Consider the following 15,423-nt stretch of genomic DNA (forward strand, 5'->3'; position numbering starts at 1 on the left):
CCTGTGAGTCACGTGTTGTCGGACCGTGGTTTCCCGGAGTTCCGTGGCCGGAGGGGTACGGCGACGGTGGCCGTCCCTCCGTCGTCGTCGCTGACGGTGACCACCGGCCGCTGCCCGCCGGGCCTCCGGTACAGGTGCTCGGCACGGCAGACGGAGCCGCGGACCTTGCCCTGCGTCGGGCGGGTGCCGTCCTTCCAGTCGACGACGCAGGTGTGGGTGTCGGAGGCGCCCGGGTCGGTGAAGCGGACGGTGACGGTCACCCGCCGGTCGCCGTGGCCGTGCGCGTCGGTGATGGTCGGCGGGGCGTTGGAGACGGCCACGGTCGTGGTGTCGGTGCTGCGGCCGCCGGTCAGGGTGAGGGTGAAGGTGCCGTTGTCGGTGCAGGTGACGGTGGTGGCGGCCGATCCGGGGTCCGCGATCGTGCAGGGGGCACCCGCGGGGAGGGTCCACTTGCCGGGACCGGCCCCCGACACCGTGCCGGCGAGTGGGATCGCGTCCCCTTCCGGCCCGTCGGCGTCCGGACCCGCGTGCACGACGGTCACCGGATCGATGCTCGTCAGCGTCGGGACGACGGGCTTGATCAACCCGTCCGCGTCGAACTCCAGCTTGTCGACGGTGGTTTCGCGGTGGGTGCCGTCGCCGCCGGGGATGGCGAACCGGTGGTAGGCGATGTACCAGTCGTCGGTGTTCGGGACGTGTACGACGCTGTGGTGGCCGGTGCCCTTGATGCCCAGGGAGAGGTCCTTGGAGAGGATCACGCCCCGCTTGGTCCAGGGGCCGGTGGGGGAGGGCCCGGTGGCGTAGGCGACGCGGTAGTTCTCGTCCCGGGTGTCGTTCTCGGACCACATGAAGTAGTAGATCCCGTTGCGCTTGATGACGAACGAGCCCTCGTTGTAGCCGCTCGGCGTGATGTCCCTGACCTTCGCCGTGTCGATGGATGTCATGTCGGCGTTCAGCGGGACCACGTAGGCGTGGCCGTTGCCGAAGTAGAGGTACGACTGCCCGTCGTCGTCCGTGAAGACGGCCGGGTCGATCATCTGGCCGCTGAAGTCACCGGACTTGAGGAGGGGTTTGCCGAGGGCGTCCTTGAACGGCCCGGTCGGTGAGTCGGCCACCGCCACCCCGATGTTCGCGTCGGCGCAGAAGTAGAAGTAGTACGTGCCGTCCTTCTCGGTGATCGTCGGCGCCCAGGCCCTGCTGTCCGCCCAGCTGACGTCGGGACCCAGGTCGAGGATGACGCCGTGGTCCGTCCAGTGGACGAGGTCGGTGGAGGAGTACGCCTTGAACTGGGTGCCGCTCCAGCCGTCGTAGCCGTCGGTGGTCGGGTAGAGGTAGAAGGTGTCGCCGAAGCGGACGATGTTCGGGTCGGCGTTGAGCCCCGGCAGCACCGGGCTCTTCATGATGAGAGCCGAGACCGTCCAGGTGCGCTTCCTGCCGTCGGAGCCCGTCACCTCGTAGGTCACCGGCTTGCTGAAGTCCTGCACGCTCCCGGAGGCCGGGCTGATCGCGGCGCCGTGGGCGAGGGTGAACTCCGGTGCCAGAGAGGTGAGATCGGTGCCCCCGGTCATCGGCAGCGTGATCCTGCTGTCCGCGTCGTCGACGATGGCGTCGACCTTCAGACCGGTCTGGGCCGCCTTGGCGATCCCGGCAGTGTTGCCGCTGAGCTCCATCACCTCGGCGGCCGAGAGGGCCCGGTCGTAGATGCGGAAGTCGTCGACCTCACCGCCGAAGTACGGGTCGGCCGAGTACAGGGAGCGGCCGATGTAGCCGGTGTAGTCCTTGCTCGCGTCGTACAGCTCGGACGGCTTGACGGTGGTCGTCGTGCGGGCGGCCTGGATGCCGTCGACGTAGAGGACCATCGTGCCGGTCGCGCCGTCCAGGGTGACGGTGACGTGCTTCCACTCGCCGGGCGTGAGCTGCGAGTCGGCCGTCAGCCTGGACTCGGCCGACCAACTGGCTTTCGTGATGGCCGAGTAGAGGCTGGAGCCGCCGTTGGACGGGGTCGCGAAGAGATACCTGTCGCTGTCGGGGCCCAGCCCGAACAGCCACTGGAAGCTGTCGCCGCCCTTCCACTTGGCGTACGTCGACACGGTCACGCTGTCGGCGTTCTCCAGCACCCCGTTCGGGATCTTCACGTACGGCGAACTCGTCGCGTCCCCCGACATCTTGAAGGAGCCGCCCTTCACCCCCGTACCGAACGCGGGCGTGCGGACGTACGTGCCGTGGTAGCCGTGCCCGCTGGAGTCGACGGCGATGTTGCCGCCGGTGTCGTCGAAGTCGTAGTGCAGCAGCAGGTCGGCCGGGACGTCGGGACCCTCCTCCGACACGGTGACCTCGGCCTGGACCGGGATGGCGGTGCCGTCCGGGAGGCTGCCGGTGACGGTGAAGGTGCCGGGCTGCGCGTACGCGGACGCCGGGACGCCGTCCCAGGTGACGGCCACGGGCCGGTCGACGCCGTCGGCGTAGGTCGCGATGACGGTGGCGGGGAGGACCGGGGCCTGCCCTGTCCTCGTCTTCACCCTCACGCTCGCCACGCTCTCCACCGACTGGTCCGGCTGGTAGGCGCGGAGGAGCCGGTCGTACTCGGCCTGGGTGACCGGGAGCACGGTGCCGTGGCGGGGCCTGGCGGGCAGGTCGTAGTCGGCGACCGGGCTCCAGACCCCGGAGTCGAGATCGTCGGTCTCGAACGGGACGTATCCGCGCCCGCCGAACTCGTCGAGGAACGCGTACCACTTGTCCTCCGTGTTCGACTTGAACACCAACGGTCCCTCGGCCGCGCTCATGGCCCCCTTGCCGATGCCCTCCGCGACCGGGGTCCAGTCGGTGCTGAGGACCGAGTCGCTCTTCTCCTCGAAGATGAACTTGCTGTTGGGGGTCGAGGAGGTGTTGTTCCGCTCGTCCTTGGAGAGCCGGTAGTAGGTCCCGTCCTTCTGGATCATCGTGGAGTCGATGACCGACCAGCCGCGGTCGATCCACACCCTGGGCTCGCTGAAGGTGTAGAAGTCCCGGGTGGTGGCGTACATCATGCGGTTGTACGTGTCGCCGGAGTGCGCCTCGTCGTCGTACAGCTTCGACGCCCAGAAGACGACGTACTCGCCGAGCTTCGCGTCGTAGAACGCCTCGGGCGCCCAGGTGTTGCCCGCGCTGTCCGGGGCGACCTTCACCAGCCGCTGGTCCGTCCAGTGCACGAGGTCGGTGGACTCCCAGACCATGATGGACCTGCTGCCGGTGCGCTGGGCGGCGTCCCAGTCGCCGTTGCCGTAGATCCTGAGGTCGGTGGCGATCTGGTAGAACTTGTCGCCCTCGGGGGAGCGGATGATGAACGGGTCGCGCAGGCCCTTCTCGCCGAGCGTGGAGGTCAGGACGGGCTTCCCGTCGTTCAACTCCCGCCAGTTCAGCGGGTCGTTCCCCTTGCTGAGGGCCGCGTAGAGCTGCTCGCCGTCGGCGGTGCCCTCGCCGGTGAAGTAGCTGAACATGTAGCCCTTGAGGGCTTCCCTGGCGGGGAGTTCGGGGACCCGGGCGGTGAAGGTGCGGGTGCTGTGCGCCTCGCCCCTGGTGACGGTCGCGGTCAGGTCGACCGTCGTGGCTCCGGCGCCGTGCGCGGGACGGTGGACCGTGCCGTCGGCGGCGATGACGTCCGGGTCGGCGGAGGACCAGGTGACGGCGGTGCCGTAGGGGCCGTCGGCGGGCAGGGTGAGGTTGCCGCGGACGTCGTCGACGTTGTGGACGGTGAGGGCGCCGGCGGCCTGCTCGGCGGCGGTGGCGTCGTCGAAGTCGGCGCGGACGGTGATGTCGAAGGTCCTGGTGTCGGTGACCGTGCCCTTGGTGAGGGTCGCGGTGAGCGTGGCACGGGCGTCGGGGGAGCCGGCGGCGGGCCGGGTCACCTTGCCGGAATCCGACACGGCCTCGGGGTTGTCGCTGGACCAGCTGATGGCCGACCCGCCCGCCGTACCGGTCTTCGGCAGGTCCAGGTCGGCGGTCACGGCACCGGTGTCACCGAGGCTGAGGGCCGCCTTGTCGTCGGCGACGCCCTGGGTGTCGACGGGCAGGGCGAGCTGCCCGACCTCGGAGCCGTCGAGGGCGCGGTCGTATACGCGGAAGTCGCGGATGCGGCCCTTGAAGAGCTTGTCGCCGGAGTAGACCGACTTTCCGATGTAGTTGGCGACGGTGCTGCCCGACCCGATGGCGCCGGGGGTGATGGTGACCGAGGTGTTGCGGCCGACCTCGACGCCGTCCTCGTAGAGCACGCCCGTGGTGCCGGTCTGGGTGTAGGCGATGTGCTTCCACACCGCGCGGGTGAGGTTGTGGGAGTCGGACGGCCTGGTCGTCTGCTCGGTCGACCAGTTGCCGGTGGCGAGGGAGGTGCGGAAGGAGTTGCCGGTGGTGAAGAGGTAGCCGTTGCCGCTGCTGCCGCTGGAGTTGCCGAAGCCGTAGAGGAAGTACGGGGTGGACTGGGCGGAGTCGATCCGCACGTCCATGGACACCGTGATGGCGTCCATGCCCTTCATGACGTCGTCCGGGACCTTGACGTAGGTGCCGGAGCCGTCGAAGCCGAGGCCCTGGCCGGAGGCCGACCAGTCGGCGGTGCCGTCGAGGGTGCCGTCACGGCCGTTGCCGGAGGCGTCGGGGACGGTGGTGCCGGTGTCGGCGTCCAGGGGGTACCAGAGGGCGAGGCCGTCGGTGAGAGCGGCGGGATCGGCGACGGCCTCGGTGGTGGCCCGGGCCGGAAGGGCGGGGCCGAGGAGTGCCAGGAGGGTAGAGGCGGCGGTCAGTCCGGCGAGCTGCCCCGCCCGGCGTCTCGCGCGGCCGCGCAGGCGTGAGGTGTGCGTCATGTGCGGCTCCCTGCCAAGTCCTCAGCGGTTACACGGAGATGACATTGCGTTGCGAGAGTGTCAAACGATGTCCACGGGGCCGTCAAGAGTTTTCGAACAACGTCCGACTGGCCGAACGTCCTGTCCGGCCCCCGCCTCGGTGGCCCCGCCAACTTTGCTGCCCCGCACGAGGCTTGGACCTGCCATGTGCGGGGCAGAGCCCTCCTACCGGACAGCAGGCACCGGTCAGGGCTCGGCAAGAGGAGGGCGTCATGGACGGTCGGATCCGCGTACGCGTTGTTCGTCGGCCCGCTCCCCGCGGGCAGGAGATCGACCGCAGGACGCCTTCCGGGCGCATCCTGCCGTACTAGTGCGGGTGTGCGGGCGGGCGGTACGCGCCGGCCGCACCCGCACCCGCACCCGCGCCCCGCGCCCGTGGCCGCGCGGGCCGGTTTGGACCGGCGGCCACGGGGCACGTGTGTGAGCCGGCGGCAGGAAGGCGGGCACCGTGACCATCCGGGAGCCGGTACGGCGTGCGGCGACGCCGTCATGACCGGCGCGCCCGGCCCCTTCGCCCACCCCGCCCTGTTCTACGCCGACGAGGGCGAGTACCTGGCCGGGACGGTGTCCTTCGTCCGGGCCGCACTGGCCGCCGGCGATCCGGTGGCCGTCGCCGTGCCCGGCGAGAACCTCCGCCTCATCCAGGACGCGCTGGGCGCCGACGCCGGGCCGGTGCGCTTCCTCGACATGCGGGAGGCCGGCCGCAACCCGGGGCGGATCATCCCCGGCGTCCTGCACGCCTTCGCCGACGCACAGCCGCCCGGCCGCCGCGTCCGCATCATCGGCGAACCCGTCTGGCCCGGCCGCACCACCGCCGAGTACCCGGCCTGCGTCCAGCACGAGGCCCTGATCAACGCGGCCTTCCGGGGCCGTACGGCGACCGTCCTGTGCCCGTACGACACCCGGCGCCTCGACCCGCAGGCCATCGCCGACGCCCACGCCACCCACCCCACGCTGCGGCAGGCCGGCGGCGGACCGGACCAGGACAGCCACGCCTACGCCCCCGCCGACGCCCTCGCCCGCTACAACGAACCCCTGCCGCCGCCGCCCGACGCCGTCCCGGCGGTCTGCTTCGAGCCGGGCTCCCTCTCCGAGGCCCGCCACCTCGCCGCCGCCGAGGCCGCCCGGCTCGGCCTGACCGGCGGCCGGCTTGCCGACCTGACGCTCGCCGTCGCCGAGCTGGCCACCAACAGCGTGGTGCACGGCGGGGGTTCGGGCACGCTCGCGGTGTGGGCCGAGGACGGCGTCGTGGTGTGCGAGGTCCGCGACAAGGGTCACCTCTCCGACCCCCTGGCCGGCCGCCGCCCGGCCTCCCGCGACCGCTCCGGCGGCCGCGGCCTGCTCCTCGTCAACGTCGTGGCCGACCTGGTCCGCCTGCACACCGGGCCGGAGGGGACGACGGTGCGGTGCTGGTTCGCGCGCTGAGCGGCGGGGACCGACCCCGGGGCTCACACGCCCAGCGGCTCCAGGACCCGGTACACTCGCCGTTCCTCCAGCGCGAAGCGGGTGATGCCGTTGTTCTCGCCGAGCTGCCGGCGCAGCCCCTGCAGCCTCCCGACCGCTTCGTCGCGCAGCGCGCGGGCCTCATCCGGGCGGCCGAGGGCGGTCAGGGTGAGGGCGCCGTTGCTGACGACGGCGAGGGTTTCGGGATGCCGGGCGCCGAGGTCGGCGCGGAGCGCGTCGGCGCTGCGCTGCTCCCGCTCCCAGGCCTCCTCCGGGCGGCCGGTCTCGGCGAGCACGATCGCGTAGTTGGCGGAGCAGAACCGGGTGTGCGGGTGGTGGGCGCCGAGTACGGCGGTCATGCGGTCGAGCACCTTCAGGAAGACCTCCTCGGCCTGCGCACTGTCACCGCAACCCCAGTGGAAGACAGCGAGGTTGTTCATCGCGGCCTGCGTGTAGGGGTGGGCCTCGCCCGGCGTCTTCACGTACTCGGCGAGCACTTTCCGGGCGACGTCGCGCGCGCCTTCCCGGTCCTCGGCCGCGAACAGGTCGGCGGCGAGGTTCAGTTCGCAGGCGAGCGAGTCCGGGGTGGGCGCGGTGTGCTGTGCCCGGTACTGCTCCAGGGTCGCGGAGGTCAGCCGCCGCGCGTCCTCCAGCTCGCCGGCCCTGCGCAGCGACACCGCGAGCGACAGCGCGCACCGCAGGGTGCCCGGGAAGTCCTTGCCGAGCACGCGCTTGTGCTGGTCGTACGCGCGGGACAGCACGGCCACGGACTCGGTGTACTCGCCGACCTCGCGCAGGTCGCGGCCGAGGTTCTCGGCGGACGAGAGCGTGTAGATGTGCTCGGCGCCGTGCACCTGGGTGCGGCGGGCGAGGGTGAGCTCGTCGATCTGCCGGGCGTCCCGGTACCTGCCGGCCATGCGCAGTGCCAGGGCGAGGTTGCCGGCCGCGTTCAGGGTGCGCGGGTGGGCCTCGTAGAGGAGGTCGCTGAAGCCGTCGTGCGCTTCCTTCGCCAGCTCCACGGCCCTGGTGTACTCACCGAGCGCCGCGAGGTCGCTGGAGAGGCCGGAGGCGGTGATCAACGTGTGCGGGTGCCGGTCGCCGAGCAGCCGGCGCTGCCGCCCCAGCACGTCGTCGTCCAGCTCCCGCGCCTCGACGTACAGCCCCTGGGAACGCAGCACGTGGGCGAGCTGGCAGCGCAGGTACAGGTACTGCTCGTCGTCCTCGCCGAGGGGTTCCCTCCAGTGGCCGAGGAGTTCCTCGGCGAGTTGCCGCGCCCGCGGGAACTCGCCGCGCTTCCACAGGTAGCGGACGCGGTCGATCAGCAGCCGGCGCGGTTCCGCCTCGGTGCAGTTGCGGAGGTCGGAGGCACCGAGATGCGGCCAGATGATGTCGAACCGCGGCCAGTTCTGCATGTCGTCGACGGGCTCGTCGCCCTTGGGACGGGCCTCTTCGAGGATTTCGTGCACCGTGTGCCGGGCGATGCGCCGCTCATCCTCCGACATCTGGGAGCGGACCACCGCCTGCACGAGCCGGTGCACCTGGATCGAGCAGGAGATCTGGTCGACCTTGGCGAGGGCGAGCCGGCCGATCTCCCGTACCAGCCGACCGATCAGCAGGCTCTCCGTCAGGGTGGGGTCGAAGGGGCGCAGCGCGGCGAGCATCTCGTCGCTGCCGTAGAGCAGTCCGGAGGCGATCGGCTCCGCGGCGAGGAACGCGCACAGCTGCAGCAGCCGTACCGAGGCGGGCGACCGCTCCTTCAGCCGCTCGATGGAGACGTTCCAGGTGGCGGCCACCGTATCGGGGTAGTCGGCGGGCTGGTTGAGCCCCATCACCGCGGCCGTCTCCTCGGTGAGGCGGCGCAGGTACTCGGCCGTCGGCATGGCGGTCTCGGCCAGCCAGGCCCCGGCCTGCTCCACCGCGAGCGGCAGGTCGCCCACGGCGTCCGCGACCTGGTCGGCCTCCTCCGGGGTCAGGCCCGGGGCGCGCCGGGACAGGTGCTCGACGCTCTCCTGCCGTGGGAAGACGTCCACCTGCAGCGTCTCGCCCGTGTCCGACCACGCCTGGTTCCGCGAGGTGATGAGGATGTGCCCGACGCCGGTGCTGGGCATGTACCCGGCGAGGCCGTCCGGGTCGTCGGCGTTGTCGAAGACCAGGATCCACCGCTGGGTGGGGTTGCCCCGGGAGAGCATGCGGACGGTTTCCTTGCCGACCAGCGCCATGTCCTCGCCGCCGGGCGCGCCGATGCGGGAACCGAGTTCGGCGAGCGAGGCCACCACGCTCTCGACGCTTTCGGCCGGCACCCACCACACCAGGTCGTAATCGGCGCTGAACCGGTGCACGTACTCCAGCGCGATCTGCGTCTTGCCGACCCCGCCCGTCCCGAACAGCGCCTGGTGCTGGGGCAGTACGGCGGTCGTGCCGCTGCGCAGCTGCTCCCGCAGCCTTTCGATGATGTAACCCCGGCCGGTGAAGGTGCTGTTGCGCTGCGGCACGTTCCAGTGATCCGGTTCGTGGCCGGGGAACCGGGGCGCCGCCGGTCCGCCCTTCGGCACCTGTCCGGGCAGCCCGAGCGCGCCGAGCAGCGCGTCCTCGCAACCCGCTTCGTCGAGTCCGTGCAGGTCGATGACGAGATCGGTCCGGTCCCGGTACGACTCCGGCAGCCGGACCTCGTCGACCTGCACCGGCACCTGTGATCCCGGTGCCCCGCTGTCGGCCGCACGGTCCAGCAGGCTCCCGGTGTGCCGGGAGCCGTACAGTGCCTTGGACCACAGCACCAGGGTGCGGGTGCCGGGAATGGCGGGGCTGCCGGGCGCCCCGGCGGCCACGTCGTGCGGCGTGACGGTGCAGCCCGCCCGCTTCAGCAGCGACTCGATCCAGTCGGCCCACATCCGGTTCTCCGCCGCGTACACGATCGCCACCCGCGCCCCGTCGGCCTGCGGCCGGCGCCGGGTGAACGCGTCCCGGCTGCGCAGCCGCGCCTGTTCCGGGATCTGCGGCAGCGCGGTGACCTCGTCGTCGGTCACGGCCGCGGTGAGCCGTTCGAAGGCGGCCAGCAGCGACTTGGGATCGCCCTTCCTGTCCCCGACGACGGCGAGGGTCTCCTCGTACGCGTAGTACGGCTTGTACGGTATTTCGACGCTGCCCCAGTAGGCGGTGACCTCGTCGGCGCTCAGCCGCTCCCCGTCCGGGCCCTTCGGCAGCCCGGCGAACTTCAGCCGGGCCACCGCGCGGCCCGCCTCGACCTTGTCCTTCTCGCCGTCGTCGACGCGCATCGGTACGGGCAGCACCCGGATCCGCCGCTCGCGGTGCTCGTCGGCGACGCTGTGCGCGACCTCGGCGGCGCCGTCGATGGACTGGTCGCTGAGGGTGAAGCAGTCCACGAGGACGTCGGGCATCTGGCGGGTGCAGATGTCCGCGGTGTCCGACAGGCCGGTGCGCGAGTCGATCAGGACGTAGTCGTACCGCCCTTTCATGTTGTCGCGCATCGCCTCCAGGAACATGCCGCCGTCGAGGCGGTCGTAGAAGTTGTCCCACTCCAGGGAGGAGGCCGTGCCGGTGCAGGCGCGGAACCGGCGGCCCGCGGAGAGGAAGTCGAGCGAGCCGCCGGGCCCGAAGGCGAGTCCCTGGCGTTCCGGGGAGAGCGAGACGGCGTGCTGCTCCACGTCCGCGAACTCCAGGTGCCACGGGCCCGTGCGGCTGATTCCGTCGGTCGCCGCCCAGGCGTAGTCCTGCAGGATGTCGATGACGCCGCCGGTGGCGGTGAGCACGTCGGGGTCCAGGAACGGATGGAAGAAACGATGGAGCCCCGGGGCCTCCAGGTCCCAGTCCACGGCGAGGACCCGCTTGCCGTTGGCGGCGAGGATCCACGCCGTGTTGGCCAGCGCCATCGTCCGTCCGATGCCGCCCTTGTACGAGTAGAAGGTGATGATGCGTCCGTCCCCTGCGGCCGTCATGTCTCTCCTCCGGGGTCGTCTCCCGCGTCCGGGCCGGACGGCAGGTAGGGGTCCGCCGGACGGGGTGCGGGGAAGTGCGGGCCCGGCGGCAGCCGGACCTCCGCGCCGCTCGAGTTCCTCGGCGGTGGTCCCGTCGCCGAAGGCGGCCATGGCCGGCCGGATGCGCCGGGGGCCGGTGCCGTGTGATCCGAAGGCGCTTGGGGTGTTCTCGTACTCCCGGGGGCGCCCGGGCGGCAGCCGGGTCTCATGGGCCGCCTGCACGATGCGCTCGGCGAGGCCGAACACGGTCTCCTCGTACTCGTCGCGCAGCCGGCCGAGCTTGATCAGTCCGTAGATCCCTCTGCTGCGGCCGCGTCCGCCGGACGAGAGGTCCTCGATACCGATGTGCCTCACGGAGTCCGGAAGTTCGTGTCTTTCGACGCGTGTCCACAGGACGGGCACGATGGCCGGGGCGGTGGCCGTCCCGGTGGTCCCGGCGTTCTGCATCCGCTCGTGGAACGCGTACCACTCGCGGCCGCACTTCTCGCTGGAGAAGTAGTGCGGCGAGAACAGCGGCACGAACACCCGGCAGACGGCGAGGTTCTCGCTCAGCTTCTCGGGCCGGCCCTCCCCGGAGCGCGTCTCCCGGTCCATGAAGCCGGCCGGGGAACCCGCGGGCAGGCCGATGAGCGCCCTGACGTGGTTGCACAGGTCGTCGAACAGGACGCGCACCCAGTGGTCCGGGTCGCCGCCGTCCGGGCCCCACCGCGGGGTGTGGGCGTACGACAGGAAGAAACAGGGCCGGTTGCCCGCAACCCGATCCTGCACCCGTTCGCCTGTACCCACGCATCCCCCTGTCCGCTGACAGGCCGTCGCCTGTTCCCGCCGACGGTGCCCCACGGCCGGAACCAACAATGTGCCCGACCGCACGTCATACGGTTGGTTGCTTTCAGGACAAAGGATGGCCATATCTGGACATGTGGATCCTTACCTGTTCAGGCAGGACGGTCCGCCCACTGCGCCCACATGCGCGCCACCAGCACGGCGCCGGTCAGCGTCAGCTCGTTCTCCGGCAGCAGGGTGAGTGCGGTGAGGGCCGCCGCCGCCCTCTCGTACGCCTCCCGGCCGAGTTCCTCGTCCGCCAGATCCAGCAGGGAGCCAGCGGGGCTGCCAGGCCGATGCAGGTCGGCCGTCTCGCGCAACGCCGTGAGGCGGGCCCGGCGGCCGACGCGCGGGAGGTCCCGGGCGAACTCCTCGGGGGTCACGTCGACCGCCACGCCCAGCGCCCCGAACCCGTGGCTGCCGAGGACCAGGCCGCCGCCCGCCGCCAGCGGGGTGAGGACGGTGGGGCGGAACGCGTCCGGGCCGGAGTGCCGGTCCGGTGCGTCCTTGGCCAGCAACTCGTAGGCGCGCGCCATCCGTTCGGCGAACTCGCCGCACTCCAGCGGCGGGGCGACGGGGCAGGGATAGCAATCGCGGTAGGGGTCGGCGTCGTCGACCAGCGGGCCGTCCTGGACCGGCAGCCGGTCGACGGGGCGCCAGCGCGTGGAGACGGGGACCTCGTCGAGGCGCACCCAGCTGCCGTCGGCCGCGTGCTCTGCGCGCACCCGGAAGGCGTCCGGCGCCACGGTGACCTCGATACGGCCGGGGGCGTCCAGGCGGTAGGTGCCCCAGGTCGGCAGGTGCAGCCGGGTGCCGGGCTGGTCCCAGGACAGCGTGGCAGGTACCCCTGCCCGCAGGGCCGCCGCGGCGGCCAGCGACATGAACCGGGCCGTGTCGGCGGGGCCGCGCAGGGACCGCCGGAGGCTGGTGCGCACATAGGGGTGCGCCAGCACCTCGTCCAGGTGCGGGGCGGTGCCGGGGTCGGCGTCCAGGGCCAGCAGCAGCCGCCAGGCCTCCGCCCAGTCCGGTTCGGACGCCAGGTGCTCCTGCGTCCGGCGCAGCAGCACCCGGTCCAACTCCAGCTGGGCCCAGGCGAGCCGGTCCGAGCCCAGCACCGCGGGCGAGAACGCGTGGTCGGTCATCCGGTCCGCGATGCCCTCGACCAGGGAGCGAAGGTCGCCGCAGAAAACACTGGGGTTGTCGAAGCCGTTCTCCGGGCGGTACCGGTGCCCGTACAGGCCGCCGCCGCAGGACCCCACCACCGGGCAGCTACGGCAGGTGTCGCTGAGTCCGTCGACGCCCCGCTGCCGGGCCTGCACACCGGGGTGCGCGGCGAACTCCGCGAAACCGTGCCGGAAGACGTCGTAACCCGTCTCGGGAGCGCCCGCGTAGGCGGTCTTCAGCCAGTCGGCCTGCTCGAAGGTGCCGTCCGTCTCGATCACGGCGAGGTCGCTGGGCGCCAGCCCCAGCGCCTCGGTCAGCGGCGGTCCGCCGCGCAGCGTGCTGAGCACCGAGTCGAAGGTCCGCACCGGCATCGGACGGCCCTGCTGCTCCCAGCGGTCGAAGACCGCGAGCAGCCAGTCGGCGTACGGCGTCGGCGTCCCGGCCGGGTTGGGCGGCGGGCTGTCCCAGGTGGAGTGCGGAAGCAGGTAGTCGATCCGCGGCGGGTCCAGCCCGGTGAGGGCGTCGTGCACGGCGACCGGGTCGTTCGCCACGTCCACCGTGCACAGCACTCCGCTGAACAGGTGACGGTACTCGGGCTCCTGGAGCAGCCGGATGCCGCGGACCACGCGGTCGTGGCTGCTGCGGCCCCTGCGGTCGAGCCGGTGCCGGTCGTTGGCCGCGCGGTCGCCGTCGAGCGACACGCTGACCCGGACCCCGAACTCCCGGCAGACGTCCAGGTGCCGCCGGTTCAGGGTGACCGCGTTGGTGTGCATGCGCAGGTCGAGCGCGGTCACCGGGGAGAGGGCGCGGGTGAGTTCCGCGCAGATGTCCCGCAGCCGGGCCGGGCCCACCAGCAGCGGTTCGCCGCCGTGCAGGATCACCGACACGGAGTCGAGGGCCCGGGATTCCACGTGCTCGGCCAGCCGGGCGGCGACGGCGCGCACGGTCTCCGGACGGATGAAGGTCGGGCGGGACCGCCAGCTCTGGTCGGCGTGCTGGTACACGTAACAGTGGTCACAGAGCAGATCGCACCTGCTGTGGATCTTGAGGACCAGCTGTCTCAGAGGCGGGCTGCCGGGAAGCTCCGGGCGTCCCGCGGCTGTTGATGCCCCGTCGGCGCGTTGCCCCACGTCAGCCCTCCCCGCTCAGCAGGCCGAGTTGAACGTGACGGGTCGGTTCGGACGGTTGTCGGGGCAGGTCACGCGGCCCGCGGTGCGCGCGGCGGCGGCCGTGCACGGTCCGATGTCCCTCAGGTGCGTGCGTCCCGACGTGTTCGTGGTGGTGGGGGAAGGGCGCCTCGCCGGCGTCACCGCAAGGATCATGGTGTCTCTCAGCTCCGGTTCGGATGGGTGCAGCCGCTGTCGTCCCAGTGACTGTCGCACACGCAACTCCTCGGCGGCTCACAGGATTTACGGACGTCCGCGCCAGTCTGGTCGTGCTGACGCGGAACCATATATCAGGAATGCCTCACTTGTGCGCGGGACTGGTTTCCGCACCCGGGGACTTCTTACGCTGGTTCTTCGGAGGCGCGCGGAAGACTGTCGGGGGCGCGCAGCGAATCCAGGGGGCGTCATGGGGGCGGCTGTCACTCCTGTACCGCGGACCACGTTGAGCGACGGGGACCTGCCACCGCTGTTCCAGGTGAGTGACCGGTGGGCGTTACGCCACCAGAGTGACTCGTTCCGGGCGGTGCGTACGCATCTGATCCTGCTTCTGCTGGCCACCACGGCGGCGGTCCTGACCGAACAGGCCTCGGGGCACGTCATGACGGTGCTCGCCGCCGTGCTCTACGGGCTGACGATAGCCCTCGGCCTGAGCACCTCGCGCCGCCGGTCCCGCGCGCACTGGCAGGCGCACCGGGCGGCCGCCGAACTGCTCAAGTCGCTGGCCTGGGAGTACATGGTGCACGGCGGCCCCCTCCACTCCCATGTCGCCGACCCGGACGCGGTGTTCGCCGAACGCCTCGAACAACGCCTGCGCGAGCTGCGCACCTGCGGCTGGGAGGACTCCCGCGAACCCGGGGAGCGGGGGAAGGGGCAGATCACCCCGCGGATGCGCGCGGAGCGCGCCAAGTCCTACGCGGCCCGCCGGGACCTCTACCTGCGCGACCGGCTCCTCGAACAGGCGGTCTGGTACAAGAACCGGGCCGCCCGCGCGCACCGCGCCGCCGCCCGCTGGTCCTCCGTCACCGCGGCGCTGACCCTGTGCGCCCTCGCGGCCGCCCTGCTGCGCACCGTCGGCCTGCTCGGCGGCGCCGACCTCGCGGGGCTGCTCAGCGCGGCCGCCGCGGCGGGTGTCGCCTGGCAGGAGGTACGCCGGCACGGCCCGCTGACGCAGGCCCACTCCCTCATCGAACAGGATCTGGAGACCACCCGGATCGCCATGGCCACGACGGTGACGGAGGCGGGCTGGGCCGAGGCGGTGGGGGAGGCGGAGCGCCTGATGTCCCCGGCGCACACCGAGTGGCTGGTGCGCTTCGGCACCTGATGCCTTCCCCGCACGCCCGCCCGCAGCCCCGCACGCCCGCGCCACGGCGGGCGGGCCGGCGTCAGTCCCGCCGTACCCCCGCCTGCCACAGCACCGTCACCGGCACTCCCTTGCGCCGCGCGTAGGCCACCACGTCGCCGGTGCCGCCGAGGCCGCGCGCCGGGCGGCCGTCCCAGACGGCGATCAGGTGGTCGGAGTGGTCCACGACCCAGCAGCCCGCCGCGAAGTACGCCTGCTCGTGCGTCGGCTGGACGGGCAGCTCGACGCGGTTCCGGCAGGACCGCAGGAGCCTGCGGTACGCGGTCCGGGCCTCATCGTCGCCCAGGTGCGCCTCGTAGTCCATGCCGGGGATCACGGCCGTCACCGGGACGCCGTGGGCCAGGGCGATGTCGGCGAACAGCTGGTCGGCGCCGGCCGCGAGACAGCTGAGGGCCTCCCACCGCACGTCGCTGCGGCTGAACTGGCGGCGCAGGGCGGAGCGGACGAAGGGCAGGACGGACGGCGGGATCGCGCGGTGTCCGGTCACGCCGACGCGGGTGACGGCGAGGCGGGGGACCGGTGCCGTCTCGGCGAGGTACTCGGTGAACATGGCGATATCGGCTGTCACGGAACGTCCCCTCCCGTCACCATCGGTGAGTCCACCC

At 71.9% G+C, this 15,423-nt stretch carries 6 protein-coding genes; 2 read left to right on the top strand and 4 right to left on the bottom strand.

The annotated features are described in order from the left end of the window. Positions 1-8 precede the first annotated feature (8 nt). Complete coding sequence (locus ACFY6U_RS36255; RefSeq protein WP_390045161.1) at positions 9-4,832, bottom strand: family 43 glycosylhydrolase; 4,824 nt, start codon at positions 4,830-4,832, stop codon at positions 9-11. A gap of 528 nt (positions 4,833-5,360) precedes the next feature. Between ACFY6U_RS36255 and ACFY6U_RS36260 the strand changes: the two genes are divergently transcribed. Next, positions 5,361-6,296 (top strand): anti-sigma factor RsbA family regulatory protein, encoded by a 936-nt coding sequence (locus ACFY6U_RS36260; protein WP_390045163.1) that lies wholly within the window; start codon positions 5,361-5,363, stop codon positions 6,294-6,296. 23 nt (positions 6,297-6,319) lie between these two features. Here the strand turns inward: ACFY6U_RS36260 and fxsT are convergent, their stop codons facing one another. Together fxsT and fxsBH are read right to left on the bottom strand one after the other, a co-directional pair. Beyond that, complete coding sequence (fxsT, locus tag ACFY6U_RS36265; RefSeq protein ID WP_390045165.1) at positions 6,320-11,074, bottom strand: FxSxx-COOH system tetratricopeptide repeat protein; 4,755 nt, start codon at positions 11,072-11,074, stop codon at positions 6,320-6,322. Positions 11,075-11,241: 167 nt separating this feature from the next. Then, positions 11,242-13,356: a radical SAM/SPASM protein FxsBH, inactivated beta-hydroxylase extension form gene (gene fxsBH / locus ACFY6U_RS36270; protein ID WP_390045482.1), complete on the bottom strand. Its 2,115-nt coding sequence runs from the start codon at positions 13,354-13,356 to the stop codon at positions 11,242-11,244. Positions 13,357-13,864: 508 nt separating this feature from the next. Between fxsBH and ACFY6U_RS36275 the strand changes: the two genes are divergently transcribed. Then, a complete protein-coding gene (locus ACFY6U_RS36275) occupies positions 13,865-14,779 on the top strand; it encodes a DUF4231 domain-containing protein (RefSeq protein WP_390045167.1) in 915 nt (304 codons plus the stop codon). A 61-nt stretch (positions 14,780-14,840) separates the two neighbouring features. Here ACFY6U_RS36275 and ACFY6U_RS36280 read toward each other — a convergent pair whose 3' ends face one another. Next, complete coding sequence (locus ACFY6U_RS36280; RefSeq protein WP_390045484.1) at positions 14,841-15,368, bottom strand: hypothetical protein; 528 nt, start codon at positions 15,366-15,368, stop codon at positions 14,841-14,843. Positions 15,369-15,423: the final 55 nt, after the last annotated feature.

It is taken from the genome of Streptomyces sp. NPDC013157 (assembly GCF_042899865.1).
Lineage (GTDB): Bacteria > Actinomycetota > Actinomycetes > Streptomycetales > Streptomycetaceae > Streptomyces.

Excerpts from the sequence above, each read along its gene's own strand:
- ACFY6U_RS36280 (WP_390045484.1), bottom strand. The coding sequence starts at position 15,368 with ATGTTCACCGAGTACCTCGCCGAGACGGCACCGGTCCCCCGCCTCGCC.
- ACFY6U_RS36260 (WP_390045163.1), top strand. The coding sequence starts at position 5,361 with ATGACCGGCGCGCCCGGCCCCTTCGCCCACCCCGCCCTGTTCTACGCC.
- ACFY6U_RS36275 (WP_390045167.1), top strand. The coding sequence starts at position 13,865 with ATGGGGGCGGCTGTCACTCCTGTACCGCGGACCACGTTGAGCGACGGG.
- ACFY6U_RS36255 (WP_390045161.1), bottom strand. The coding sequence starts at position 4,832 with ATGACGCACACCTCACGCCTGCGCGGCCGCGCGAGACGCCGGGCGGGG.